The 22,550-nt window shown below is 75.8% G+C and carries 18 protein-coding genes; 7 read left to right on the forward strand and 11 right to left on the reverse strand.

The genetic code is table 11. From position 1 onward, the window contains the following. Positions 1-15: 15 nt before the first annotated feature. The 3 genes from ACIGO8_RS06810 to ACIGO8_RS06820 form a co-directional block, all read right to left on the reverse strand. Positions 16-402, reverse strand: coding sequence for a hypothetical protein (locus ACIGO8_RS06810; RefSeq protein WP_399724978.1), 387 nt, complete (start codon positions 400-402; stop codon positions 16-18). Between the two features lie 98 nt (positions 403-500). Beyond that, entirely contained in the window at positions 501-977 is a 477-nt protein-coding gene (locus ACIGO8_RS06815) for a DUF3291 domain-containing protein (protein WP_399724981.1), read from the reverse strand. Between the two features lie 32 nt (positions 978-1,009). Continuing rightward, on the reverse strand, positions 1,010-1,705 hold the full coding sequence (locus tag ACIGO8_RS06820; protein WP_399724984.1) for a helix-turn-helix transcriptional regulator: 696 nt from the start codon (positions 1,703-1,705) through the stop codon (positions 1,010-1,012). 67 nt (positions 1,706-1,772) lie between these two features. Here ACIGO8_RS06820 and ACIGO8_RS06825 point away from each other — a divergent pair, with 67 nt between their 5' ends. From ACIGO8_RS06825 to ACIGO8_RS06835, 3 genes are read left to right on the forward strand one after another with little or no spacing between them, the layout of a single operon-like run. Then, positions 1,773-2,249, forward strand: coding sequence for a hypothetical protein (locus ACIGO8_RS06825; RefSeq protein ID WP_399724988.1), 477 nt, complete (start codon positions 1,773-1,775; stop codon positions 2,247-2,249). 45 nt (positions 2,250-2,294) lie between these two features. Then, positions 2,295-2,972, forward strand: a complete 678-nt coding sequence (locus ACIGO8_RS06830) for a carbonic anhydrase (protein ID WP_399724991.1) — start codon at positions 2,295-2,297, stop codon at positions 2,970-2,972. Then, positions 2,969-3,613 carry an L-threonylcarbamoyladenylate synthase gene (locus ACIGO8_RS06835; protein WP_399724994.1) on the forward strand — a complete coding sequence of 215 codons (645 nt, stop codon included), beginning with the start codon at positions 2,969-2,971 and terminating at the stop codon, positions 3,611-3,613. The genes ACIGO8_RS06830 and ACIGO8_RS06835 overlap by 4 nt, the downstream gene beginning before the upstream one ends. A gap of 52 nt (positions 3,614-3,665) precedes the next feature. Here the strand turns inward: ACIGO8_RS06835 and ACIGO8_RS06840 are convergent, their stop codons facing one another. Beyond that, entirely contained in the window at positions 3,666-4,193 is a 528-nt protein-coding gene (locus tag ACIGO8_RS06840; RefSeq protein WP_399726761.1) for an ATP-binding protein, read from the reverse strand. A 184-nt stretch (positions 4,194-4,377) separates the two neighbouring features. Here ACIGO8_RS06840 and ACIGO8_RS06845 point away from each other — a divergent pair, with 184 nt between their 5' ends. After that, on the forward strand, positions 4,378-7,122 hold the full coding sequence (locus tag ACIGO8_RS06845; RefSeq protein WP_399724997.1) for a LuxR C-terminal-related transcriptional regulator: 2,745 nt from the start codon (positions 4,378-4,380) through the stop codon (positions 7,120-7,122). Positions 7,123-7,318: 196 nt separating this feature from the next. Here the strand turns inward: ACIGO8_RS06845 and ACIGO8_RS06850 are convergent, their stop codons facing one another. Together ACIGO8_RS06850 and ACIGO8_RS06855 are read right to left on the reverse strand one after the other, a co-directional pair. Next, a complete protein-coding gene (locus ACIGO8_RS06850; protein WP_399725000.1) occupies positions 7,319-8,686 on the reverse strand; it encodes a carotenoid oxygenase family protein in 1,368 nt (455 codons plus the stop codon). After that, on the reverse strand, positions 8,683-9,267 hold the full coding sequence (locus ACIGO8_RS06855; RefSeq protein WP_399725003.1) for a hypothetical protein: 585 nt from the start codon (positions 9,265-9,267) through the stop codon (positions 8,683-8,685). Before ACIGO8_RS06855 ends, ACIGO8_RS06850 begins: the two co-directional genes overlap by 4 nt. A gap of 149 nt (positions 9,268-9,416) precedes the next feature. Between ACIGO8_RS06855 and ACIGO8_RS06860 the strand changes: the two genes are divergently transcribed. Both ACIGO8_RS06860 and ACIGO8_RS06865 read left to right on the forward strand, forming a co-directional pair. Continuing rightward, a complete protein-coding gene (locus ACIGO8_RS06860) occupies positions 9,417-9,929 on the forward strand; it encodes a PadR family transcriptional regulator (RefSeq protein ID WP_399725006.1) in 513 nt (170 codons plus the stop codon). A 152-nt stretch (positions 9,930-10,081) separates the two neighbouring features. Then, complete coding sequence (locus ACIGO8_RS06865; protein WP_399725009.1) at positions 10,082-11,440, forward strand: hypothetical protein; 1,359 nt, start codon at positions 10,082-10,084, stop codon at positions 11,438-11,440. Between the two features lie 182 nt (positions 11,441-11,622). Here the strand turns inward: ACIGO8_RS06865 and ACIGO8_RS06870 are convergent, their stop codons facing one another. Continuing rightward, the gene (locus tag ACIGO8_RS06870) at positions 11,623-12,579 is read right to left on the reverse strand and encodes an SMP-30/gluconolactonase/LRE family protein (RefSeq protein ID WP_399725012.1); all 957 of its coding nucleotides are present in this window, start codon (positions 12,577-12,579) and stop codon (positions 11,623-11,625) included. A gap of 100 nt (positions 12,580-12,679) precedes the next feature. On the opposite strand from ACIGO8_RS06870, the gene ACIGO8_RS06875 reads away from it, so the two are divergent. Next, positions 12,680-13,126, forward strand: a complete 447-nt coding sequence (locus tag ACIGO8_RS06875; RefSeq protein ID WP_399725015.1) for an Lrp/AsnC family transcriptional regulator — start codon at positions 12,680-12,682, stop codon at positions 13,124-13,126. 86 nt (positions 13,127-13,212) lie between these two features. Here ACIGO8_RS06875 and ACIGO8_RS06880 read toward each other — a convergent pair whose 3' ends face one another. The 4 genes from ACIGO8_RS06880 to ACIGO8_RS06895 are packed head-to-tail and all read right to left on the reverse strand — an operon-like array spanning position 13,213 to position 22,244. Then, positions 13,213-18,084: a NaeI family type II restriction endonuclease gene (locus tag ACIGO8_RS06880; RefSeq protein WP_399725018.1), complete on the reverse strand. Its 4,872-nt coding sequence runs from the start codon at positions 18,082-18,084 to the stop codon at positions 13,213-13,215. Further along, positions 18,077-19,024: an AAA family ATPase gene (locus tag ACIGO8_RS06885; RefSeq protein ID WP_399725021.1), complete on the reverse strand. Its 948-nt coding sequence runs from the start codon at positions 19,022-19,024 to the stop codon at positions 18,077-18,079. Before ACIGO8_RS06885 ends, ACIGO8_RS06880 begins: the two co-directional genes overlap by 8 nt. Next, the gene (locus ACIGO8_RS06890) at positions 19,021-21,255 is read right to left on the reverse strand and encodes a hypothetical protein (RefSeq protein ID WP_399725025.1); all 2,235 of its coding nucleotides are present in this window, start codon (positions 21,253-21,255) and stop codon (positions 19,021-19,023) included. Before ACIGO8_RS06890 ends, ACIGO8_RS06885 begins: the two co-directional genes overlap by 4 nt. After that, entirely contained in the window at positions 21,252-22,244 is a 993-nt protein-coding gene (locus ACIGO8_RS06895; protein ID WP_399725028.1) for an alpha/beta hydrolase, read from the reverse strand. Before ACIGO8_RS06895 ends, ACIGO8_RS06890 begins: the two co-directional genes overlap by 4 nt. Between the last annotated feature and the right edge of the window lie 306 nt (positions 22,245-22,550).

Genomic DNA, 22,550 nt, shown 5'->3' on the forward strand with positions numbered 1-22,550 from the left:
GGAGTGCGGATCGCCCTACGGGTTCGTGGGCGTGTCCGTGTTCGCGGGGGTGCCCGTGCCCGTGGTCGTCTCCGCGGCCGTCGGCAGGCGGACCAGTTCCTGGAAGCGCGGGTCCGTCCGCAGCTCCGCGAAGCACGGGTCTTCCTTGGCTCCCACCTTGTCGGGTTCGGCGAGGAGGGCGGACCGCAGGTCCTCGATCGCGTATCCGCGTTGCCGTCGGCGTTCCTCCTCCGTCAGATCCCTGCGCCGCGCGACGAACATGTGCAGGCAGGCGTGGTCGTAGGCCAGCCGTGGCGAGTCGGGCCCGTCCTCGTGGGAGTGGTGTGACGTGGTGCCGGCGGGCTCGTCGCCCTCCTTCAGCGCGTCGAGGCAGGCCACGAGGTTGCGGGCGAGGGGGCCCATCAGCTGCTGCAGGCGCCGCAGCTCCCTGCCCTCCCAGGAGCCTGGATGAGGCGGGCGTGGGAACCCGACCGGCCGTACGGGCGGGCGGGTACGGCGGGCTACAACGATGCCGCCGCCTCGGCGGCGCCGTAGGAGGACGTGAAGGTGAAGGCGCGCGGGGACGGGCCGTGGGCGCGGAGGTGGGCCAGCCGCTCCAGGGCCTCGTCGACGGTCGGGAGGTGGCCGGCCGGGACCCACCACAGGACGAGGTGCGCCTCGACGTGCCGTGCGAACCATTCGCGGCGGCGGCGCATGGCCTCCAGGTGGCCGCTGCGGTACGCGAAGTCCCACAGGGCCTCCTGGGTCTCCCACACCGAGAGGTTGACGATGACGTCCTCGCCCGCCGGGCGCAGGCCGGTGGCGTCGGCCGCCCCGTCCCCCACGAGCCGCCACACGAAGCCGGGCGCGCCGTCGGCGGCGGCGTTGACGGGCTCGAGCAGCTCGACGAAGGGCGCGGTGCGCGGGTCGTCGAGGGGATGGCGGAGCGTGGCGACGTTGAGCTGGGCGAGGTGGGCGGCGGGCGCGGCTGGGGTCATGGCCTTATCCCAGCACGGGCCGCGTTTCTATGTCAACGATCATTGTTTTTAGAATTCTCAGCCGTCTCGACGACGACGCAGCACTCCCCCGGCCGGGGGTCAATGCGGGCGCGGACGGCTCCGTCGGCACCGAGGAGGCCCTCCAGGAGGGCGAGGTTCATGCCGCAGACGAGCGGCGGGAAACGCTCGGCGACGGCATGGAAGGGACAGTTGCGCATCCGGACGACGGGAGCGTCCGCCGCCGCCCCTTCCGCACCCTCGTCGCCTTCAAGGCGCGGTTCGTAACCGCGGGCGGCCAGCGCCTCCATGGCCTCGCCGAGCCCGCCGCAGGGCGCCGCGGAGCCGCGCAGGGCCTCACCGCGCCGGCGGGCGGCCGCGTACAGCCCGGCGTCGAGACCGGCCTCCTCGGCGGCCTCGGCGAGCAGCTCGGCGGCGGTGCGGTAGTCGCGGGCGGGCAGCGACACCGACCGCTCGGCCCGCGCCCGCGTGTACACCTTGGCGGGCCGCCCGGCCCCCGGCCCCGACCGCCCGGTCAGCCGCCTGCTGCCCGTCTCGAGCAGCCCGGCCTCCGCCAGCCGGTCCAGATGATGCGCCGCCAACGTGCGCGCCACCCCGACCGCCTCCGCCGCCTCGTTCCGCCCGACCTCACGGCCCTGCCCCGCCACGTACTCGTACAGGCGCCGCCGCACGGGGTCCTGCAGCACGGCGATCGCGTCGATGTCCTCCATGCGCACATTCTAGAAACAACGCACATAGACGATAGAAACGGGAGCGCGCCGTGGTCATGATGGGCGGATGTTCGCCGAGGATCTGAGCACGTACGCCTACCAGGACGAGGACGCGTTCGTCGACCGCGCGTCGGGCTTCTACGCGCTCTGGTACCGCCCGGCGTACACGCGCCTGGCCGTCGGATGGCTGGAGGCCGGCCGGCCGTACCCGACCGGGACGGTCCCCACGGCGTTCGTGGAGCGGCTGAAGGCCGTGCAGGAGATCCAGTGGATGAACGTCTGCCTCGGGACGCACGCGTGCGACCTGTGTCCCGAGGAAGCCGCTCCGGAGGGCAACGGCGAGATCCGGATCCCGGGCGAGCCGGGCATCGCCTACGCCGCCCCGTTCCTGATCACGCACTACGTCACCGCCCACGGCTACCGGCCGCCGCAGGTGTTCGTCGACGCCGTGCTCGCCGTCGATCTCGACGCGTGGGCCTCCGCACGATGGCCGGACGTCCCGTTTCCCTGGGTTCCGGAGGACGCGGAACGCATGCGGGACTAGGGGGTCGGCGGAGCGCGGGTGGGGTGGGGATCATATGGTGGGGGCATGCCACGACGCTCTCCGACGGCCGCACTCGACGCCCTGCTCGCCGGCAACGCACGCTTCGTGTCCGGCGCGCCCCAGCATCCCAACCAGGACGCGGCCCGCCGCTCCGAGCTCGCTCCCGGGCAGGATCCCTTCGCGGTGATCCTCGGGTGCTCGGACTCCCGGCTGGCCGCCGAGATCATCTTCGACCAGGGGCTCGGCGACCTGTTCGTCGTCCGCACCGCCGGTCACGTCCTGGGACCGGAGGTCCTGGGCAGTGTCGAGTACGCGACGAGCGTGCTCGGCGCGCGGCTGGTCGTCGTGCTCGGGCACGACTCGTGCGGCGCCGTCGCGGCGGCGCGGGAGGCCGTGGAGTACGGGTCGACGGCGGGCGGCTTCGTCCGTGACGTGGTCGAGCGGGTCACCCCGAGCATCCTGGCGGCCCGGGCCGCGGGTCTGACGGCCGACGGCGACATCATCGACGAGCACATAAGGCACACCGTGGACCTGCTGCTCGACCGCTCCCGGCTGCTCTCGCAGCAGGCGGATTCCGGTGAGATCGCCGTCGTCGGCGTCAGCTACACCCTCACCGAGGGCAGCGCCCGGATCGTGACCGCCCGCGGCGAGCTGCCGCAACTGCCGGACACCGCCCGACCGGAACCGGCGAAGCAAGAGGACCAGGACACCGCGAACGCATGAGCACACGTTTCGACTGTTCGGACCCCGAGGAGCGGGCCGCCGGCGTGACGGCGGCGGCCGAGGCCGTACGGCAGGGGCGCCTCGTCGTCCTGCCGACGGACACGGTCTACGGTCTCGGGGCCGACGCCTTCTCCCCTGCGGCCGTCGCCGCACTGCTCGCGGCGAAGGGCCGCGGCCGCCACAAGCCCTCGCCCGTGCTCGTGGACTCCCCGCGGGCGCTCGGCGAGCTGACGGACGCGCTTCCCGACGCCGGCCGCGCGCTGATCGAGGCGTTCTGGCCGGGCGGGCTCACCCTCGTGGTGCGGCACCGCGCCTCGCTGGACTGGGACCTCGGCGAGACGGGCGGCACGGTCGCGGTGCGGATGCCGGACCACCCGCTCACGCTCGACCTGCTCGCCGCGACGGGCCCGCTGGCCGTGTCCAGCGCCAATCTGACCGACCATCCCTCGCCGCAGGAGTGCGCGGACGCGCACCGCATGCTGGGCGACTCCGCCTCCGTCTACCTCGACGACGGCCGGACGCCGGGTGTCCTGTCGTCCTCGATCGTGGACGTCACCGGCCCGGTGCCGGTGCTCGTGCGCGAGGGCACCATCCCGGCTCCTCGCCTCCGCGCGGTGCTCCCGGACCTCGTCCACGCGTGACGGGACGCTGATCGCCCTCGGGCCCGGGCCGGGCCCCGCTGCCCGGCCGCGCTCAGAGGGCGATCACCACGCGCACGACCGTGCCCTCCGCCGTACGCAGCACCGCCCGCTCCACCGCGTACGCGTCGACCAGCGCGAGCCCGCGCCCGAAGTCGGCGTCCATGTCCGCGGCCTCGCAGCGCGGCGCCGGCCGGTCCCGCCAGCGGCCTCGGTCGCGGACGGAGACGGTCAGCGAGGCGTCGTCCGCCTCGATGGTCACCTGCAGGTCAGGGCTGCCGCTGTGCAGGACGACGTTGGTCGCGAGTTCGCTGACGGTGAGGGCGAGCGCGTCCCGCGCCGCCTCGCAGAGCCGGTGGGCGTCCGCCAGGGCCTGTGCCAGCCGGCGCAGGCGGGGTACCGTGCGCGGACAGGCCGGGAAGACGGCCACGGCCAGGACCCGTCCGTCGTGGGGAGAGATCGCCTCGCGCGGGCGTACGGGCCGGGGCGTCACGTCCGCGCCGGGAAACATGCCGGGGAACGCACCGGGTGCCGCGCACGGCAGCACGCCGGGTGACGCCCATGCGGGGCTCGGGAAGGTCACGTTTCTCAACGCCGGACTCCTGCCTGGCAGCCGACGCGGGTCGGCGACGGGCCTGCCGGTCGGGAGGACGAGGCGGCCTGACGGGTACCACGGTGCCCACCGACCGGGGCACGCGGCAATCAGGGCAGACTGAGTACGGATACGCAAAGAACGCGGTGACGCGTCTGGGGACGGGGTGACGATCGTGCCGGACACCGTCGAAGTGGCGGACGAGGCCGAGGCACGGCTGCTCGCGCGGCTGTCGGCGAGCCTCGCCCCGGCCGGTCCCGGCCGGCCGGTGCTGCTGCTCGTCGAGGGCGCCGCGGGCACCGGCAAGAGCCGGCTGCTCCGCCGGCTCGCCGCCGCGCTGCCCGAGCCCGCGCGCCGTCGCGTCCCGGACCAGCCGCTCGCCGAACCGGCCCGCCCTGTGGCCCTGATGATGGAGGACGTGCACCGGGCGACGGCCGAGGAGGCGGCCGCGCTGCGCGCGCTGCTCGCCGACCCGCCGGCCCGCCTCGCCTGTGTCCTCAGCTACCGGCCCGAGGAGCTCGCCGAGCCGGGGCTCGTGCTGGGACCCGGCACCGAGTTCCCGGCCGCCCTGTCCGTCGTACGGCATGTCGTCGGTCCGCTCGACGTCGCCGCCGTCCGCCGGGCGGCCGAGGCCGCGCTCGGCGCGGAGCGGTGTGCCCCGGGGCTCGCCGAGGCCCTGCACCGGGCCTCCGGCGGAGTCGCGCAGACCGTCGCCGACCTGCTCGACCTGCTGGCCGCCGACGCGTCCGACGCCTCGGGCACCTCCGACGCCTCGGGCACCTCCGGCTCCTCGGCGAACGGCCGCCCGGCCCTGGGACCCGCCGACCTCGACCGGCTCGGCACGCCGCCCCGGCTCGCCGCGCTGGTGCTGCGGCGCACCGCCGCCGTGCCCGCGGAGCACCGGCCGGTCGTGCACGCCGCGGCGGTCCTCGACGAGGCGGCGTCGTCCCGCGACCTGGCCGCCGTGGCCGGGCTCGCCGGTCGGGCCGCGACGGACGCGCTGGTCGCCGCGCTGCGCGCCGCCGCCCTCGAGGAGCGAGGCGAGGGCCGGTACGGCTTCGCGTCACCGCTGGCCGCCGCGGCGGTCCGCGGGGCGGCGGGCGCCCCGGTCCTGGAGGCGCTGCACCGGCGGGCGGCGCGGCTGCTGGCCGGGCGCCCGGTCGTCCCGTGGGAGCGCGTGGCCGGGCACCGCCGCGCCGGCGGCGACGAGCGGGGCTGGCTGCAGGCCGTCGAGCGCGCCGCGCAGCGGTACGAGGACGCCGGCGAGCAGCAGCGCGCCGCGCGCCTGCTGGAGTCGGCCCTGGCCGGCGGGCCGGTCCCGGAGGCCGCCCGGTCGCGGCTCGCCGTGCCGCTGGCCCGCTGCGCCGTGGTGGGCCTGCGGTCCGACGAGACGGTGCGGGTGCTCCGGCACATCGTGGCCGATCCCGGGCTGCCGCCCGCCGTGCGCGGCGAGATCCGGCTCGACCTCGGTCTGTTGCTGTGCAATCAGATGGGCCAGGTGATCGAGGGCCGCGACGAGCTGGCCCGGGCGGTGGAGGAGCTGAAGGAGCGTCCGGTGCCGCTGGCGCGGGCGATGTCGGCGCTGGCGATGCCGTACGGTCCCGGGCCGGCCTTCGCCGAGAACGTGGCCTGGATCGAGCGCGCGGTGACCGTCGCGGACGCCTCGGGCGATCCGGTCGTGCAGGCCGCCGTCGCCGCGAACCGGGTGAGCGTCCTGCTGAACATCGGCGACCCGGCCGCCTGGGCCCTGATCGACCGGCTGCCCCGCGACAGCGAGCTCGTCGGCTGCCGGCAGCAGACCGCCCGGGGCCTGTGCAACGCGGCGGACGCGGCGGTCTGGCTCGGCCACTACGACCGGTCGCGGGCGCTGCTCGCCGAGGGTGTCGCGCTGGCCGCGCGCAACGGCGCCGCCTACGCCGAGCGGACCGGCCGCGGCTGCACGCTCGTCCTGGACTGGGCGACCGGCGAGTGGGCCGGGCTCGCCGACCGGGCCCGCGCGTTCGCCGGCGAGGCCGGCACCATGCCGTATCTCGTCTCCGACGCCCGTATGGTGCTCGGTCTGCTGGCGCTGTCGCGCGGCGAATGGGGCGACGCGGCCGCGCATCTGAGCGGGCCGGAGGCGGCCGATCTGGACACCGGGCCGGTGCCGGTCTGCGCGACCATGTCCGGGGCCCTGATCAGGCTGGCGCTCGCCCACGACGACCTCGCCGGAGCGGCGGCCGAGGCCGCCGCGGCGTGGCGGCGGCTGAGCGCCAAGGGCATCTGGGCCTGGGGCGCGGAACTCGCGCCGTGGGCGGTGGAGGCGACGCTGCGGGCCGGTGACGTGGCCGCCGCGACCGCGATGACCGGCGAGTTCGCCGCGGGTCTCCGGGGCCGCGACGCGCCGTCGGCGGAGGCCGCGCTGGTGTGGACGCGCGGTGTGCTCGCCGAGCACACCGGGCGTACGGACGAGGCCGCCGCCTGCTACGAGCGGAGTGCCGCCGCGTACCGGGCGCTGCCGCGGCCGTACCACGCGGCGCTCACCGCGGCCGACGCCGCGCGCACCGCCCTCGCCGTGGACGGCGCCGACGAGAGCCGGGCCACGGCCGTGCTCGCCGACTGCGCCGCCGTCTTCGACGCGCTCGGCGCCACCTGGGACGCCGCCCGCACCCGGGCCCGTCTGCGCAGTCACCAGGCTCCCGCGGACCGCCGTCCGCCCGGCCGGCCCCGCTACGGCGACGTCCTGTCGCCGCGCGAGGCGGAGGTCGCCGAGCTCGCGGCCGCGGGCATGTCCAACCGCGAGATAGCGGTCACGCTCCACCTCTCGCCGCGCACCGTCGAGCAGCACGTGGCCCGCGCCTTGCAGAAGACCGGCGTGCATTCGCGGCAGCAGCTGGCGCACGCCCTGGCGACGGCCGCCGACGGGACACGTATGCGTTGACGAACACGTGTGCGTTGATTACGTATCCGTGAGCGCCGCCCTCCGGATGGCCCGGGCGCCATGATCACGCCATGATCGCTGTGGGCGGCGCCGCATCCCCACCCCCCATGCGGCGCCGCAACGGGGACGGCCGTCGCCGTCGCCGGACGTGCCCGCCGGCGCGCCGGGAATGCGGGCAGTCGGGCAGCCGGCGGGCTCATTCCCGGTCGGCGAGCCAGTTGCCGTGGAAGCCGAACGGGACGCGGGCCGGCAGGTGGACGGTCGCCACGGGCGGCGCGCCGAGGTCGTCGGCGTCCAGGACGACCAGGTCGCTGCGGTCGATGGCGGCGTCGTGGACGTACGTCAGGAGCCAGCCGGGACCGCCGGGCGTGTCGTCGGCGGGAGCGAACGCGGCCTCGCCGGGCGTGCGGCCCGGGCCGAAGTCATGGGCGGCGGACGCGCCGGTGGCGAGGTCGTAGCGGACCAGCGAGCTGCCGCAGGCGACATGACCGTACGGGGAGTCGAGGCCGGTGAGCCGGTCGTCGATGCGCGGGAACTCTCCTGCCCGGTCGTCGATCTGCTCCTCGCGGACGGTGCCGGAGGCCGGGTCGACGGTCCACCGCCACAGGACGGCCCGCCCGCCCGACGCACCGGAACCGGCCACCGCCCCGGACCCGGACCCGGACGCGGACCCGGTGCCGGAACCGGCCTTCGTGCGCTCGCCGGTGCGCCGGTACATCTCCTGATAGCGCATCACGTACAGGACGACGGTGCCGTCCGGCGCGTCGTGCGCGTTGAGCACGTGGAAGACGTAGCACGGGTCGATGTCGAACCAGCGGACCTCGCCGTACGGGTCGTCGCGGCGCAGGAGGCCGAGCCGCGCCCCGTGGCCGTCGTCCCAGGCGTACGGCATCGTCCCGCCGCGCACGGCGAGTTCGAGGTCGAAGACGACCGGGAGGTCCATGAAGACGACGTGCCGGGCGGTCAGCGCGAAGTCGTGCAGCATGGTCGCGGCGGGGACGTCGACGGGCCGGCTGAGGACGAGATCGCCGGCGGCGTCGGCCCGGTGGTAGGTGAGGCGGGTGGGCTCGACCATCCCGTAGCCGAAGAAGTGCAGTTCACCGGTGGTGGGGCAGGTCTTCGGGTGGGCGGTCATGGCGGTGCCGAGCCGGCCGTCGAAGTCGTACGGCCCCACGGTGTCGAGGTCGCGGGTGAGTTCGTACGGGAGGGCCGTCTCGACCAGCGCGAGCGTGCGGCCCGCGTGGCGGACGACATGGGTGTTGGCGGGGCCGGCGGTGAGGTCGCGACGGCCCTGCTCGTCGTACGGGCGGGCGCCGTCGGTGAAGCGGGTGGTGCGGACCCAGCGGTTGCGGTAGGAGACGGCCCGGCCGCCCTCCAGGCGGACTCCGTGGACCATGCCGTCGCCGAAGAACCAGTGGGCGGAGGCGGCGTCGGCCGGGTTGGGGCCGTTGCGCAGGTACCAGCCGGTCAGCTCGCGCGGCAGGGCGCCGGTGACGGTGAGGTCGAGCGCGGTCAGTTCCTCGGTGACCGGGGCGTAGTTGCCCGCGAGGTGGGCGGCGGTCATCGGGTCGCCTGCCCGGTGGCGCCCGCGGCCTGGCCGGCGGCCTTGGCCTGCACATGGGCGACGTAGCGGACGGTGAACAGCATCGGGACGGCGAAGCCGGCGATCTGGACGGCCGTGGCCTGGACGGAGTGGGCCTGCCCGGCGTGCTCCAGCCACGCGAGCGCGGCGGCGGTCAGCACGAAGGCGGCGGTCCAGACGGCGGTGACGACGACGTTGGTGCGGACGAACGGCTTGAGCGACCACACCTCACGCGGTGTGGTGCGCTTGGCGATGCCCGCGGTGAAGGGCCGTCCGACGGCCAGGGAGATCCCGGCGATCAGGCCGAGGGTGGCGCAGGACAGGGCGGGCGAGTAGGTGTGCACCGGCGAGTCGTGGTCGGCGAAGGCGACGGCGGCCAGGGCGGCGAAGAAGACCGCCGAGCCCAGTTCGATGACGAGGGCGTCGAGGCCGACGCCGGAGCGCAGCTGCCCGGCGACGATCGCCGCGGCGACCGCGAGGGCGGCCAGCGCCGCCCACTGCCAGTCGGCTGACGGCAGCACCGCGAAGACGATCCACGGCAGGAAGGTGCGCAGGTAGGACATGTTCTCCCCGTTTCGTCGGTCCTGAGCCGGACCTGAGTCGTTGTCCCTGGTCGGACATGTCAAAAGTAGAAGGTCGCCACTCGACCTGTCAACATTGGAATGTCATCTCTGACATGTCGCTGGTGGAACGTGAGGGGTAAGGTGGGCGCATGAGCCTCAGACACGCACTTCTCGGACTGCTCTCGGAGCGCCCCGCCAGCGGCTACGACCTGCTGAAACGGTTCGAGACGTCCTTGGCCAACGTCTGGCCGGCGACCCAGAGCCAGATCTACACCGAGCTCACCAAGCTGGCGGGCGCCGGCCTCATCACGGTCTCGGCCGAAGGTCCTCGCGGCCGCAAGGAGTACGCCCTGACGGACGAGGGCCTCGCCGAACTGCGCCAGTGGCTGACCGGGACGGCTCCCCAGCGCAACGTCCGCAGCGACATCCTGCTGCGCGTCTTCTTCCTCGGCGTCCTGCCGCCGGAGCAGGGGCGCGCCTATCTGACCGGCCTCGCCGAGATGTCCGAGCGGGAGCACCAGGAGCTGGTCCGGCTCATGGAGTCCATCGACTGGGGCGACGACGACCTCTCCGTGCACGGCCGCATCGCCCTGGAGTACGGGCTGCGCTTCAACGCCATGCGCCGGGAGTGGGCCGAGTGGGCGGCCGCCCAGATCACGTGAATTTGGTCGCTCCGTCGGCCCATTACGGGCGATCCCGGATGGCGCAACGTCAGGAAATGCGTACTAGTGGTGCTCACGTACGTGTTTCTCGACGCTTACGAGCCAGTCACGGTGGACGTCCTCACCGGGGCGTCCACGAACGGAGCACCACCATGACCCCGGACCTCTTCGACAACGAGCACTCCCACCAGGCCACTCCTCCCCTCCCGCCCGTTCCGCCCCGCCCTCCGGAGCCGAACGCGGCATCGGCCACACCCGCGGCACCCGACGCTCCACCCCTGGCCCCGGCTGCTCCCGCTCCTCCGCCCGCGGCGGCGGCGCGGGCCATATCCCCGGACGCCCGCGAGACACCGGACGCACGGGAGGACCCGGCCGCCGCACCGGTCGCACCGGTCGCGGCGGAGGCACCGGAGACCACGGACGCACCCGTCGCGGCGAAGGCACCGGCAACCGCGGTCGCACCCGAGGCCGCGGAAACACCCGAGGTCTCGGACGCTCCCGATGCGGCGGCCGCCGCCCGGGCCGCGGAGGAGCCGGCCGCGGCGGCCGCGGCGGAGGCGACGGACGCACCGGAGAATCCCGGGAATCCGGAGGACCCGGAGGACCTGGAGCGCCCGCAGCGCGAAGAGGACGGCGACGAGGCGATCCGCACCCTGCTGTGGACGGCGGCGACCGAGCGTCCCGTCACCGAGGTCGCCGCGCTGGTCGCCCGGCTCAAGGAGTCCGGCGAGCTGTCCAGCCCCGCCGACGTGGCGCTCCGCGCCGCCGCCGTCTCCCGGCCCCTGGACGAGGTGCGGCAGCTGGTGGTCCTGCTCAACGAGTCGGGCTACGACCTCCACCAGGCCGAGACGACCCTGCGGGCCGCGGCCGTGGGCCGGCCGATCGAGGACATCGTCGAGCTGGTGAACATCATCGGCGCCGACGCCAGCAGCTGGCGCGCCCCGGCCGGCACCGGAGACGCCGAGCCGGCGCGGGCGGCCGCCGCCGCCCCGGCGGACCCAAAGACCACCTCCCGCGTGGCGGGCACCTCGAAGCGGGTCCGCGGAGCCCTGAAGTCGGCGAAGTCGCCGCTGGACCACGCGCTGGCCGCCGGTCCCGGCAGTCATACGCCGTCGCCCGCGCTGCGGTCGGTGCTGCGCTGGCCGGCGGCCGCGGCGCTGTTCGCCTGCGGCCTCATCCACCTCCCGACCGACGTGGACGGCCTGCGCTCGGGCGGCAGCGCCGCGATGGTGTCCGTCGTCGTGACCGTGTTCTGCCTGCTGGCCGCGATCTGGCTGGCGGTACGGGACAGCGTGACCGCCTGGACGGCCGCCGCGGCGGTCGCCGTCGGCCTCATCGGGCTCCATGTGATGGCGGGCGCCCGCACCGTCGACGTCCTGACCAGCAGTCTGGGCTCGCGCTTCGCCTGGGCGCAGGCCCTGGCGGTGCTGAGTTCGGCGGCGGTGGTCGCCCTGGCCGCCGCGGCCGTGCTCCGGCACACCAGAACGACCGGCGCCACCGGCAGCACCTGACGCCGGGTGACGCCGGGGTGTTCCAGGGGCACCGGATCCCGCCCGGGATCCGGTGCCCCTCGCCCGTACGAACCGGCCGTCCCGGCCTCCGCCCCGGGCCGGGACGGGCTGGGCCGGGCCGCCAGCGCGTTGCTCCGGAAGCCCGTGAGCCCGGCCACGCGGTCCGGGCCCGGGCGCGGCGGTCAGCCGGCGGTCGCCCAGGGGCGGTGGCCGGGGCCGGTCGGGTGGGTGCCAGTGACGGACATGACCACGGAGTAAAGGCTGGTCTCGGCGGCGATGAAGAGGCGGTTGCGCTTGGCGCCGCCCCAGGAGATGTTGGCCACGGCCTCCGGGACGACGAGGCGTCCGAGGAGGGTGCCGTCGGGGTCGTAGCAGTGCACGCCGTCGAGCATGGCGGCCACCCACAGCCGGCCGTCGTCGTCGAAGCGCAGATTGTCGAAGCGGGCGTTCTCACGGCCGGCGGCCTCGGCGAAGACCTTGCCGTCGGAGAGGGTGCCGTCATCTCGGACCTCGAAGACGCGGACGCAGCCGGCCCGGGTGTCGGAGACGTAGAGCTGCCGTTCGTCGGCGGAGAAGACCAGGCCGTTCGGCGCCTCGAAGCAGTCGGCGACGAGCCGCACCTCTCCGGTGACCGGGTCGACGCGGTAGACGTTGTTGGCGCCGATCTCGCTCGGGGCGCGGTGTCCCTCGTAGTCGCTGGTGATGCCGAAGTCCGGGTCGGAGAACCAGACGGAGCCGTCCGACTTCACGGCCGCGTCGTTCGGGCTGTTGAGCCGTCTGCCCTGCCAGCGGTCGGCGAGGACCGTGATCGTGCCGTCGTGTTCGGTCCGCGTCACCCGGCGGTTGCCCTGCTCACAGGTGATCAGCCGGCCTTCGCGGTCGAGGGTGTTGCCGTTGGTGTGTCCCGCCTCGCGCCGGAAGACGCTCACGGCGCCGGTCTCCTCGTCCCAGCGCAGCATGCGGTCGTTGGGGATGTCGCTCCAGACGAGCTGGCGCCAGGCGGGGACGTAGACCGGTCCCTCGGCCCAGCGGCAGCCGGTGTACAGCACCTCGAGCCGGTCGTCGCCGTACATGCACCGGCCGGTGCGGAAGCGCTCGTCGAACTTCTCGTACATCTCAGTGCGTTGACTGGTGGTCATGGGGTCCCCTCCCACGGCGATGAGCCGAATTTCCTTCGGCGCAAGGCCGAGACTGCAAGATGAGCTATGGTCCTCGCAAGGTCGTTCCGAACGGAGAGTCGTGGATCACATAGACCGGAGCCTGCTGGCGCTGCTCCAGCAGGACGCCACCCAGTCCTACGCCGCGCTCGGCCGGGCCGTCGGCCTGTCGGCCGGCGCGGCGCACGAGCGCGTGCGCAAGCTGCGCGAGCGCGGAGTCATCCGGCGCACCACGGTGGAGGTGGACCCGGCCGCGGTGGGAGGCGGCGTCCTGGCGTACGTGATGGTCGACTCGACGGCCTGGATGGGCGATTCGGCCGCCGACTTCGCCGCCCTGCCCGAGGTCCTGGAGGCCCATGTCATCGCCGGCAGCGCCACCGTGCTGGTGAAGGTCAGGACCACCACCACCGAGCAGCTCCAGGACGTGCTGCGCCGGATCTACGCGATCGACGGCGTCAGCGGGACCCAGGCGACGGTCGTCCTGGAGACCTTCTTCGAGCGGCCGGTCTCGCCGCACACCGCCGGCTGACCTGGCGGCGTCGCGGCGGCCGCGGGCGCGACCGCGGGGCTCCCGGTGTGAGGCGGCAGCGGGCGCGGGGCTCCCGGCGCGAGGCGTCAGCGGGAGCGCAGGCCGGGAAAGCCGGTGGCGGGCAGCGGTGCGCGCTCGTCGGTGTCGCGCGCCACGACCCAGGCGGTGCCGTCGACGACGACGGACGGGCGGGAGCCGTGGTCCGGGCGACGGCGGGTGAGCGGCACGCTCACGTACGCGTCGGGTCCCGGCACGTGCAGCCGCAGCGCCTCCGCCATCGCCCGGCCCCGCGCGTTGCCCGTCAGGAGCAGGATGCCCTCGGCCCGCAGCGCCGCGCCCGCGAGGCGGACGGTCCGCTCCCGCGCCCGCTCCCAGTCCCGCTCGTGGATGAGCGGGCGCAGCGCGGAGGCCGGCACGGGACGCAGGCGGACCCGGACGAAGAGTTCGGCGACGCGTGCCACGTCGTCGGGCCGGGCGAGCACCTGTGCGCTCCTCTCGGGACCGAGGGTGAGCAGGACGTTCTCGGGCAGCGGCGCGTCGCGGTGCAGCCAGAGCACCGCGGCGGGCGCCGGCACCTCGCCCCGGCCGCGGAAGAGGCCGGCCGACCAGAGGCTGCGGGCGTCGTCGACGTACGCCACCAGGCACACCGCACCGGACGGGGCGACGGACCTGACGGTCCGGGTGGGGCCCCGCAGCGAGATCCGGAGGTCGAACGGCACGGCGCCCGTCGGCCGCGGCCACACCAGGTGCGTGCCGGTGCCCGGTGCGAAGGGGAACGGGCTCTCGGCCAGCTGTCGGCCCCACTCGCGCTCCAGCTCGCCGCGTTCCTCCTCGGTCAGCCGCTCCGGGTCGATCCGGCCCGTGGTGCGGGTGTCGAGCACGGTGTCGAGGCTGCCTCGCAGCGTCCGCGCGAGACCGCGACCCTGCGGGTCGAGTTCGTTCAACGTGCGGGCGAGGGCGAGGAGTTCGGCGTCGAAGGCGGACAGGTCGACGCGCGGGGCCAGGATCACGCACACCACCTGGTCGGCGGTGCTGCGCACCTCGCGCGCGGTGAAGCGCCCGGTCAGCTCGGCCGCGTCGTCGTCGCTGCGGGTCGCCGCCTCGTACACCTCCGGCGAGACGCACAGCGTGGTGTCGGCCGGGTAGTTGTCCGAGACGCCGACGAAGTCGGCCGAGCGCAGCATCGTCCGCGTGTAGTCGACGGCGACGTCGGCGGTCGGTGCGTCGGTGACCAGGCCGGAGTGGACCGCGAGCCGCACCGCCGGCAGCCCGTCGACCAGGGCCCGCAGCAGCGGGACGAGCGGCACGGTGGCGTCGACGAGCAGCAGGAGACAGTCGGGCAGCATGAGGCTCTCGAAGCGGTCCGGCCCGACGGACGGCAGTGCGGCGAGCAGGTCCACGGCCGCCGACGCGACCCGCTCACCGGAGGTTCCCGTGACGGCGAGGGCGACGACGATCCGCTCGGGAGTCGCCTGTGCGGCGCGCAACAGCCGCCGGGCCTCGTCCCGTTCGGCGGCGTTCCGGTCCGGGTCGAGCAGCGTCAGGGCCCGTCGCACCGTCGGCTCGACCTCGTCGCGGCGGCCGAGCCGGAGCAGCGTCGCGGCGGTGCGGACGAGGACCCGGCCCTCCTCGGTCGGGCGGCCGAGGGCGTGGTGGTGGCCGGCCGACTGCCGCTGGGCGGAGAGGAGTTCCTCGTCCTCGCCGAGGGCGGCGAGGGCCCGTTCGAGGCAGCGCAGCGCGTCGCCGGTCTCGGGGTTCGGTGTGCCTCCGAGGAGGGCGAGGGCGTCCCGGGCCCAGGAGGCGGCCTCCCGCGGGCGGTCCGGGCTCAGGTCGAGCGCGAGGTGGGCGAGCAGCAGGGCCGCCGTCGGGAAGGTCGCCTCGTCCTCCTCCAGGCGGGCGACGTCGATCCGGCCGAGCGTCTCCCAGGCCTGCCGGGGCCGGCCGGAGAGGTGCTCGGCGGCGGCGAGGGCGAGCAGCGCGCGGCCGCGGGCGACGCCGCCGTACCGCGGGTCGATTCCCGCGAGCGGGCCGGCGGCCGCCGCGAAACGCGCGCGGTACAGCGCCGTCGCCCCGAGGTCATGGAGGAGCAGGAGCGTGTCCGCGTCGACGTACGGCGACGCGAGCGCGTTGGCCGCCCACACCTCCGGGTGGGGCGCGGCGGCGGGATGGGTGCCGAGGCGCCGGGGCAGTGCGCTGCCGGGACGCCGCTCGAGGTGGCGGGCGGCGGCCGCGGCCCGCCGGAAGTCTCCGATCCGCGCGCGGGACACCTCCCGCCGTGCGTCGAAGCCGGGTGTGGCCTCCACCTCGGCGTGGACGGCCGCGGGGAAGGCGTAGCGCCCGGGTCCCGGACGTTCCAGGAGCCCGTCCCGTACGAGCGTGTCGAGCCGGACGACGGTCTCGTCGTCCAGTCGCAGCACGGCCTCCGCCTCGGCCTCGGTGAACTCGTCCGCCGAGATCTCCGCGAGCCGGACCAGGGTGATGGCCAGGGCGCCGCCGAGGTCGTCGAGCCAGCGGCGTACGGCCGTCCGCGGGTCCAGCGCACCGTCGCCGGCGCGCGCATCGCGGGCGAGGCGGCCCGCCTTGTAGGCGTTCAGCGGGTCGGGTGAGGAGAGGGCGCCGCCGAGGACGCGCAGGGTGAGCGGCCACCAGGCGCCTTCCTGCTCGACGAGTTCGCCGGTGGCCGCGCCGGAGGCGACGAGCAGCCGGCCGGCGTCGCGGCCGCGGAGCGGCGGCAGCACGGCCACCAGATCGCTGTCCACGACGGGTGAGTCGTCCCAGGTCGTGACGATCACGGCGCAGCCGCGCGGCGGCCGGGCGGCGAACGCCAGGGCGTCCCTGTGGCCGTGCAGGTCGTCGACGACGAGCAGGACGCGTCGGCCGCGCAGGGCGCTCTCCAGCGCCTCGCCCAGCACGCCGCCGGTCGCGTCCTCGCCCGGGAGGTCCGCCTCGGGCACGCCGAGCGCGCCGAGCAGCCGGTGCATGGCCTCGTGCGGCGGGACGGGATACGGGGTGGAGCCGCGCAGCGGGACGTAGTAAGCGCCGTCCGGGAAGTGCTCGCGCACGCGGTGGGCGAGGTGCAGGGCGAGGGCGGTGCGGCCGGCGCCGTGGACGCGTTCCTCGGCGTTGACGGCCAGCAGGCGCAGGGAGCCGTCGGCCAGGCTGCGGGTCAGCTGATCGCCCCAGCGGGTGTTTCCGACGTACGGCTCCGGGGCGGGCGGCAGACGGTGGTCCTGCTCCTCGTCCGGCTCGGCCGCACCGGTCTCCGGCTCCTGGTCCCGGTCCTGGTCCTGGTCCCGGTCCTGGTCCTGTCCCTGGTCCTGGCCCGCTTGCGGAGCGGGTTCTTCGGGTTCGGCCAGGCCCAGCAGCTCCAGGGTCCTTCGCGAGGCGCGGGCGAAGGCCGCCTGCTCCGCCGCCAGGTCCTGCGGCCCGTCGCCGTCGTGGGCGACGGACGGCAGGCGGGTGCGGCCGGTGCCACGGGAGGCGATGTGCTGGTCGAGGGCCTCGTGGAGAGCCCACACCTCGTGCGCGGGCAACTGCTCGCGCAGCACGGCCTGGGCGTCGGGCGGCAGGACGAGTTCGACGGTGCCGCCCGGTGACTGTTCCGTCACCTCGAAGACTCCGCCGGTGACGACCTCGGCGACGTCGGCCACCGCCGCGTCCGGCACCAGCTTCTCGCGGACGAGGTGCAGCAGGCGCAGGCTCAGCCGGTCGAAGGGCGAGCAGAGCACGGCGAGCCGGGCCGCCCGCGGCGAGGCGGTGCGCAGGAAGCGGCGGGCGAGTTCGGCCGGCGGGAGCGGTGTCGCGGGCGGCCGGGCGGGCGCGGAGCCGGCGGCGCCGCGGCCCGTGGCGACCCGCCCGGTGGGCGGGACGAGGACGGCGGTGCAGCCCTCCGGGTCGCCCCGCATGAGGGTGCGCGACCAGCGGCCCAGGGAGTGCTGGGTGAGGGAGAGGACCGGGACCGGCAGCCAGTCGCCGCCGTCGCCTCCGCTGTCGGCGCCGGCGCCCACGGGGCCGAGCAGCGGCGGAGGTTCGACGGGGACGCGGCCGCGGTGGGTGCCGGGCGCGGCCGGTGTGAAGCGGGCCGTGGGCAGGTTGAGGCCGCCGCGCCGCCACAGCTTGGTGGGCAGCGGGTTGAGGACGGCGGTGGGATGGGCGCCCGCCCAGCTGCGCAGCAGGTGCCAGATCGCCGGGCGCCGCCAGGCGTCGGCCATGCAGTCGGAGACCACGACGACGAGCCGGCGCCCGTCGCCCGAGCGCAGCGGGCCGGGCGCGTGCGGCTCGCCGGACGCGTCGAAGGCGAGGTCGGTGACCTGGAGCGTACGGAAGGCGCCGAGGCGGTCGAGGACGGCCGTGAACTCGGCGACGGTCTCGCCCCACACTCGCATGCCGGGCGACCGGTCGACGACGAGCACCAGGTCGAACCAGCGCTCCGGCGCGGCCTTGAGGACCGGGATCAGCTCGCCGCTGCGCGCGTAGCCGTCGACGGTGGCGTCGATGTCGAGGGCGCTGCGGCGGCCTTCGGGCCAGCGCCGCTTCCAGGGCCGCAGGGCGCGGGTGAGTTCCAGGGCGCGGGGCAGGCCCGCGGGCTGGGGCGCGGCGACGGCGTGGCCGCGGATCCGGCCGGCGCTGCCGGGCAGGCGTTCGTGCAGCGGCCGGGCGGCGGAGCCGGCGGCCGGTGAGGCGGGATAGGACGCCGCGGGCCGGGGCGTCGGGGTGCCGTCGGTGGCGGGGCCTTCGGCGTGCTCCTGGCCCGGCGGGTCCCGGTCCGGCCGCGCCGCGCCCGGTTCGGGGCCGGGGCCGGGGTCCGTCGGCCGGCCGCCGCCCGTGGCGGACGTGGCGGCGGACGTGTCGGCGCCCATGCGGGCGGCCAGCCACAGCGCCTCCGCGAGCGCGGTGCCGTCCAGTTCGGGAGCGGCGGAGCGCAGCGCGGAGAGCAGCCGGGGCAGGGGATCAGGCATGCGAGAGCTCACGCAGGATGAGGTCCTCGACGGCCTGGCGGCGTGCCTCGTCGGGGGCGTCGGTGCCGGACAGCAGGTGCACGGCGTTGAGGAGCTGGTCGACGGCGAGGCTCTCGCCCGCGCTGAGCCGTTCGAGGAAGGCGGCGACGAGCCGGCCGGCCTCGGCGGTGCCGGCGGTGCCGGCGCCCATGTGGGCCTCGACGATCCGCAGCAGCGTCTCGGGCGTGGGCAGCGGCATGGTGAAGCGGACGCAGCGGCGCAGGAAGGCGGCGGGGAAGTCGCGTTCGCCGTTGCTGGTCATGACGATGAACGGGAACTCGGTGCACTGCACACGGCCGCGCCGCACGTCGTGGTGCCGGTCGCCCTGCCATTCCCGTACGGCGACGACGTCCGTTCCGTAGCGGGCGAGTTCGGGGATCTCGAACTCGCCGCGCTCGAGCACGTCGAGCAGGTCGCTGGGCAGGTCGAGGTCGCTCTTGTCGATCTCGTCGATGAGCAGGGCGCGGGGCCGGTCGGCGGGCAGCAGCGCGCTGCCGAGCGGACCCATGCGCAGGAAGGGCCCGATGTCGTCGCCGCCGCCCGCCGGGCCCTGGAGGCGCTGGGCGTGGATGCGGCCGAGGGCGTCGTAACGGTAGAGCGCGTCGGCGAGGCTGCTGCGGGAGGTGATGTGCCAGCGCAGCACGGTGCCGAGGTCGAGTTCGGCGGCGACCTGTTCGATCACGGTGGACTTGCCGGAGCCGGCGGGTCCGGTGACGAGCAGCGGGCGGCGCAGCGCGAGCGCCGCGTTGACGGCCTCGACCAGGCCCGGCGGCGGCACGAACTGCCGGTGCAGGGAGCGGCGCGGGAACTCCCGCCAGGGCGGGGCCGGCGGGAGGGCGACGCGGTCGTCGGCCGAGGCGGGCGGGGTGCCGTGGCCGGCGTAGAAGGGCTGCCAGGTCATGCGGGTTCCTCCCGGTCCGCCGGGAACGGTTCCGCGGGGAACGGGCCCCCGGGGAACGGCTCCTGGCCGATGTGCTCTCGATCGAACCATGTGCAGAATTCCAGCCACTCGGGTCCGTCCCAGACGCTGCGGAGCCGGGCGAGGTGGGGCAGGCCGTGGTCGCCGCTGCCGTCGCGGTCGCGGTCGCCGCGGGCGCCGTCGCGGTCGCCGTCGCCGTCGCCGCGGTCTGCGTACGCGTCGGGCGCGGCGCGGGCGGTCCACTTCTGGCGGTAGGCGCGGCAGAACCCGGCGGGCAGCAGGTGCCAGTGGGCGTCCACGGAACGCCGTACGGGCGCGGGTACGGGCTCCGTCTCGCCGCCCGCGGCCGTGGCGGCCTCGTCGGGCCACAGGACGATGGGCGAGGAGGCGAGCAGGGTCTCCATCAGCTCCGTGAGCCGGGCGGGCCGGTGGGCGAGGGCGACGGCGCGGGTGCGGGGCGCGTTCATCAGACGGGCGCGCAGTTCGGGCACGCGGCGGGTGTCGGCCTCGCCGAGCCAGTCGACGCGGCTGCCTTCGGGGTGCTCGTCGATGGCCTTCAGGGTGTCGCGGGCCTGGTCGTTGATCCACCACAGGTGGTCGGGTGGCTGGATCCGGTCGCTCCAGCGCAGCACCACGTCGTAGCGGGAGCCGAGGCGCATGCCGAAGTCGGTCTCCTCGGGCCGCCAGGTCGCGAGCAGCGGCGCCGGGGCGGCGATCTCCACCCGGCGCAGCGGTGTGCCGAGGGCCCGGGCGTGTCCGGCGGCCCAGCGCAGCACTCCGCCGAGCGCGCGTTCGGTGCCGGCGCGGTCCTGGGCGGCGCAGCGGAACTCCTCGTGGTGGCGGACGGTGCCGCCGTCGAGGAGCCAGGCGGCGAGCGTCTCGGGCCACTCGTCGCAGACGGCGGCGTGCAGGCTGACGACGAGCCGGAGCCGCATCTCCTCGGTCCGCTCGGCGAGCCGGGCGAAGGCGTCGTTGAGGTCGATGACGGCGCCGGTCTCCTTCGCCCAGGCCCGCAGGGCCGGGTCCTGCGGGGCGACGTCCGTCTCCCGCGCCAGCAGGGCGACGAACTCGGCGAGCGGTGCGGTACGGCTCCGTCCGGCGCGCGGCGCGCGCAGCAGCAGGTGCTCGACGGCGTCGCGGACCAGTTCCGTGCCGGAGGAGTCCGGGAGCGGTGCGTCCGGCGCGTGCGGCGCGGTCTCGACGGCGGCGAGCGCACGGCGCAGGCGCGCGGTGGTGAGGTCGGCGCCCGGCCAGGCGTCGAGCAGGTCGACGGTGCGGTCGGCGTCCCGCAGGGCGTCCAGGACTCCCTCGGCCCACCGGCGGGCGGGCACCGGCAGCTCGGTCAGGAGTTCGCGCAGGGCGTCCAGGTCACGGTCCGGTCCGCCCGCGGGCGCGGTGGCGGCGGGCGCGACGTCTCCCAACGGGCGCAGGGCCCGGTCCAGTTCGGCGCGGCCGACCGGGCCGAGCCGGTCGAGGGGCGAGCCGCGGCGGGCGGCGTGCCGGGCGTTGCGGGCGAGCCACAGCGGGCCGGTGGCGAAACGCGCGCCGTCGTAGTCGACGTGCTGGACGCTCTGGCCGAGCGCGCCGCCGTCCTCCCGTACGGCCCGGGCGACGTCCGCGCCGGTCAGCGTCTCGCCGGCGCCGGCGACGCCCTCGTGGAGCACCTTGGCCAGGGTGGTGCTGAACCGGAGGGCGTACGCCTCCTCGTCGGCGCCGGCTCCCATGACCAGCGAGAGCCGGGTGTCACCGCGGCGGATGCCGCCCGCGAGCGACTTGAGGTCGGGCAGGGCGTGGCCGGCGTGGCAGGTGTCGACGAGGGCGACGAGCCCGTCGAGGCCGGTGCTGTCGAGGAGGCCGCCGAGCAGCGAGCCGACGTCGACGGCGCTCAGCGGGTCCTCGGCGAGCGAGTCGCCCGCCATGAAGTACAGCCGGGTGCCGGAGGCCGTGCCGTGGCCGAGGAAGGCGAGCACGAGCACGGCGCCCGCCTCGGCGGCCCGGCGGCCGGCCCGTCGTACCGCCTTCTCGATGCGTTCCTGGGTGAGGTCGGAGCCGTACAGGAAGGTCGGTCCGTGAGCGGTGTCCTTCTCGCAGGCTCCGGCCCACGGGGCGGTGAGGGTGTCGTGCAGGGCGCGGGCGGCGTGTTCGAGGTCGTCGAGCAGCCCGAGGTCGGGGCACTGGGCCCCGATCACCAGCACATGGCGCGGTCCGCTCATCGCCCCGCGAGGGTGGTGAGCGCCTCGACGAGCGGTCCGGCGACGGCGGGCTGGGCCAGATAGGTGGCGGCCGGGTGGACCCAGGCGCCGTCGGAGTCGACGCGGTGGCTGGTGGGTGCGACGGCGGTGGCGCTCGGCCGTACGAAGCCCTCCAGGAGCGGGCGGGCGGCCACGAGGTCGTCGCGGTCCCAGAAGTTGAGCCAGCGGGCGACGGTGGCCGGGGTGGCGAGCGGGTTCGGGCGGACCCGCGGCTGGACGGCGGTGCGGACGCCGAGCGGCGAGCCGAGGGTGACGAGGAGGGACACCTCGGCGGGATGCTCGTGCAGGGTCTCGAGGGCGACGACGGTGCCGAGGGAGTGCGCGACGACGATGTTGGGCCGGTCGGGGTCCAGGCAGGCGGCGACCCGGGCGCGGATCCGCTGGTCGAGGGTGGTGGCGCCGTCGGACTCGCCGCGGTTGAGGTAGCGGGCGACCTGGCCGAGCATGCCGACGGTGAGCCGGGCGCTCAGCCGGCCGCCGACGAGGCGCAGCCCGGGCACGGCGAGCAGGCTGGTCACGGCGTTGACCACGCGCCGGCCCGCCGCGCCGGCGCCCTGGGCACCGGCGGGCGGGGCCAGGCGGGAGCGGGCGTCGTGCAGGGCCCTGGCCTCGGCGGGAGCGAGCGACGGGTCGGCGAGCCGCTCGTCGGTGACTTCGAGGAGGAGGGCGGCGAGCAGTTCGGCGTTCTCGTCGGCGTCGGAGCCGGAGCCGGGGACGGTGGGCGGGGCGGTGCCGGGGGCGCCGCCGCCCTGGGCTCCCACGGTACGGAACAGGTCGCCGTAGTAGGCGAAGCGGGCGTCGGAGGCCCAGCCGGAGGTGAGTCCCGAGACGTGCGCTGAGTGGCCGGCGGCGCGGGCGCCCGCGGCGCAGGCCCGCAGCCATTCGTCGAGGTCGGCGGCGGCGTCCCGGGGGCCGCCGATGCCGTGCACGAAGACCAGACGAGGCTTCATTGCTCCCCCGTTCGACACGATGTTCCGCGGTGATCCTCGCGGGTGCGGCGGCGCGGGAGCAAGCGGCGGGCCGGGCGCCGGGCGGGTCTCGGCCAACTCGCCCGGCAGCTTGGCGGGATGTGTACGGTCGGGTCTCGGGCCCCTGCGCGCCGGGGCGGGGCCGGGTCGCCGCCGTGCGGGGCCCGGCCCGGCGGCGGCCACGCCCGGCAGCGGCCCCGCTCGGTGCGCCGCACGGCGAGCCCCGGGCCCGTGCCCCGCACGCGGAGCCCCGCCCGGCCCCGCTCGGCGGAGGCCCGGCCCGCCCCC

Origin of the sequence: Streptomyces sp. NPDC053493 (assembly GCF_044544825.1) — a bacterium.
Lineage (GTDB): Bacteria > Actinomycetota > Actinomycetes > Streptomycetales > Streptomycetaceae > Streptomyces.

What these genes read in the sequence shown, in the direction of transcription:
- ACIGO8_RS06890 (WP_399725025.1), bottom strand. Translation starts at nt 21,255, where the DNA reads ATGAGCGGACCGCGCCATGTGCTGGTGATCGGGGCCCAGTGCCCCGAC.
- ACIGO8_RS06830 (WP_399724991.1), top strand. Translation starts at nt 2,295, where the DNA reads ATGCCACGACGCTCTCCGACGGCCGCACTCGACGCCCTGCTCGCCGGC.
- ACIGO8_RS06810 (WP_399724978.1), bottom strand. Translation starts at nt 402, where the DNA reads ATGGGCCCCCTCGCCCGCAACCTCGTGGCCTGCCTCGACGCGCTGAAG.
- ACIGO8_RS06825 (WP_399724988.1), top strand. Translation starts at nt 1,773, where the DNA reads ATGTTCGCCGAGGATCTGAGCACGTACGCCTACCAGGACGAGGACGCG.
- ACIGO8_RS06885 (WP_399725021.1), bottom strand. Translation starts at nt 19,024, where the DNA reads ATGACCTGGCAGCCCTTCTACGCCGGCCACGGCACCCCGCCCGCCTCG.
- ACIGO8_RS06835 (WP_399724994.1), top strand. Translation starts at nt 2,969, where the DNA reads ATGAGCACACGTTTCGACTGTTCGGACCCCGAGGAGCGGGCCGCCGGC.
- ACIGO8_RS06855 (WP_399725003.1), bottom strand. Translation starts at nt 9,267, where the DNA reads ATGTCCTACCTGCGCACCTTCCTGCCGTGGATCGTCTTCGCGGTGCTG.
- ACIGO8_RS06870 (WP_399725012.1), bottom strand. Translation starts at nt 12,579, where the DNA reads ATGACCACCAGTCAACGCACTGAGATGTACGAGAAGTTCGACGAGCGC.
- ACIGO8_RS06880 (WP_399725018.1), bottom strand. Translation starts at nt 18,084, where the DNA reads ATGCCTGATCCCCTGCCCCGGCTGCTCTCCGCGCTGCGCTCCGCCGCT.
- ACIGO8_RS06865 (WP_399725009.1), top strand. Translation starts at nt 10,082, where the DNA reads ATGACCCCGGACCTCTTCGACAACGAGCACTCCCACCAGGCCACTCCT.
- ACIGO8_RS06820 (WP_399724984.1), bottom strand. Translation starts at nt 1,705, where the DNA reads ATGGAGGACATCGACGCGATCGCCGTGCTGCAGGACCCCGTGCGGCGG.
- ACIGO8_RS06895 (WP_399725028.1), bottom strand. Translation starts at nt 22,244, where the DNA reads ATGAAGCCTCGTCTGGTCTTCGTGCACGGCATCGGCGGCCCCCGGGAC.
- ACIGO8_RS06815 (WP_399724981.1), bottom strand. Translation starts at nt 977, where the DNA reads ATGACCCCAGCCGCGCCCGCCGCCCACCTCGCCCAGCTCAACGTCGCC.
- ACIGO8_RS06850 (WP_399725000.1), bottom strand. Translation starts at nt 8,686, where the DNA reads ATGACCGCCGCCCACCTCGCGGGCAACTACGCCCCGGTCACCGAGGAA.
- ACIGO8_RS06860 (WP_399725006.1), top strand. Translation starts at nt 9,417, where the DNA reads ATGAGCCTCAGACACGCACTTCTCGGACTGCTCTCGGAGCGCCCCGCC.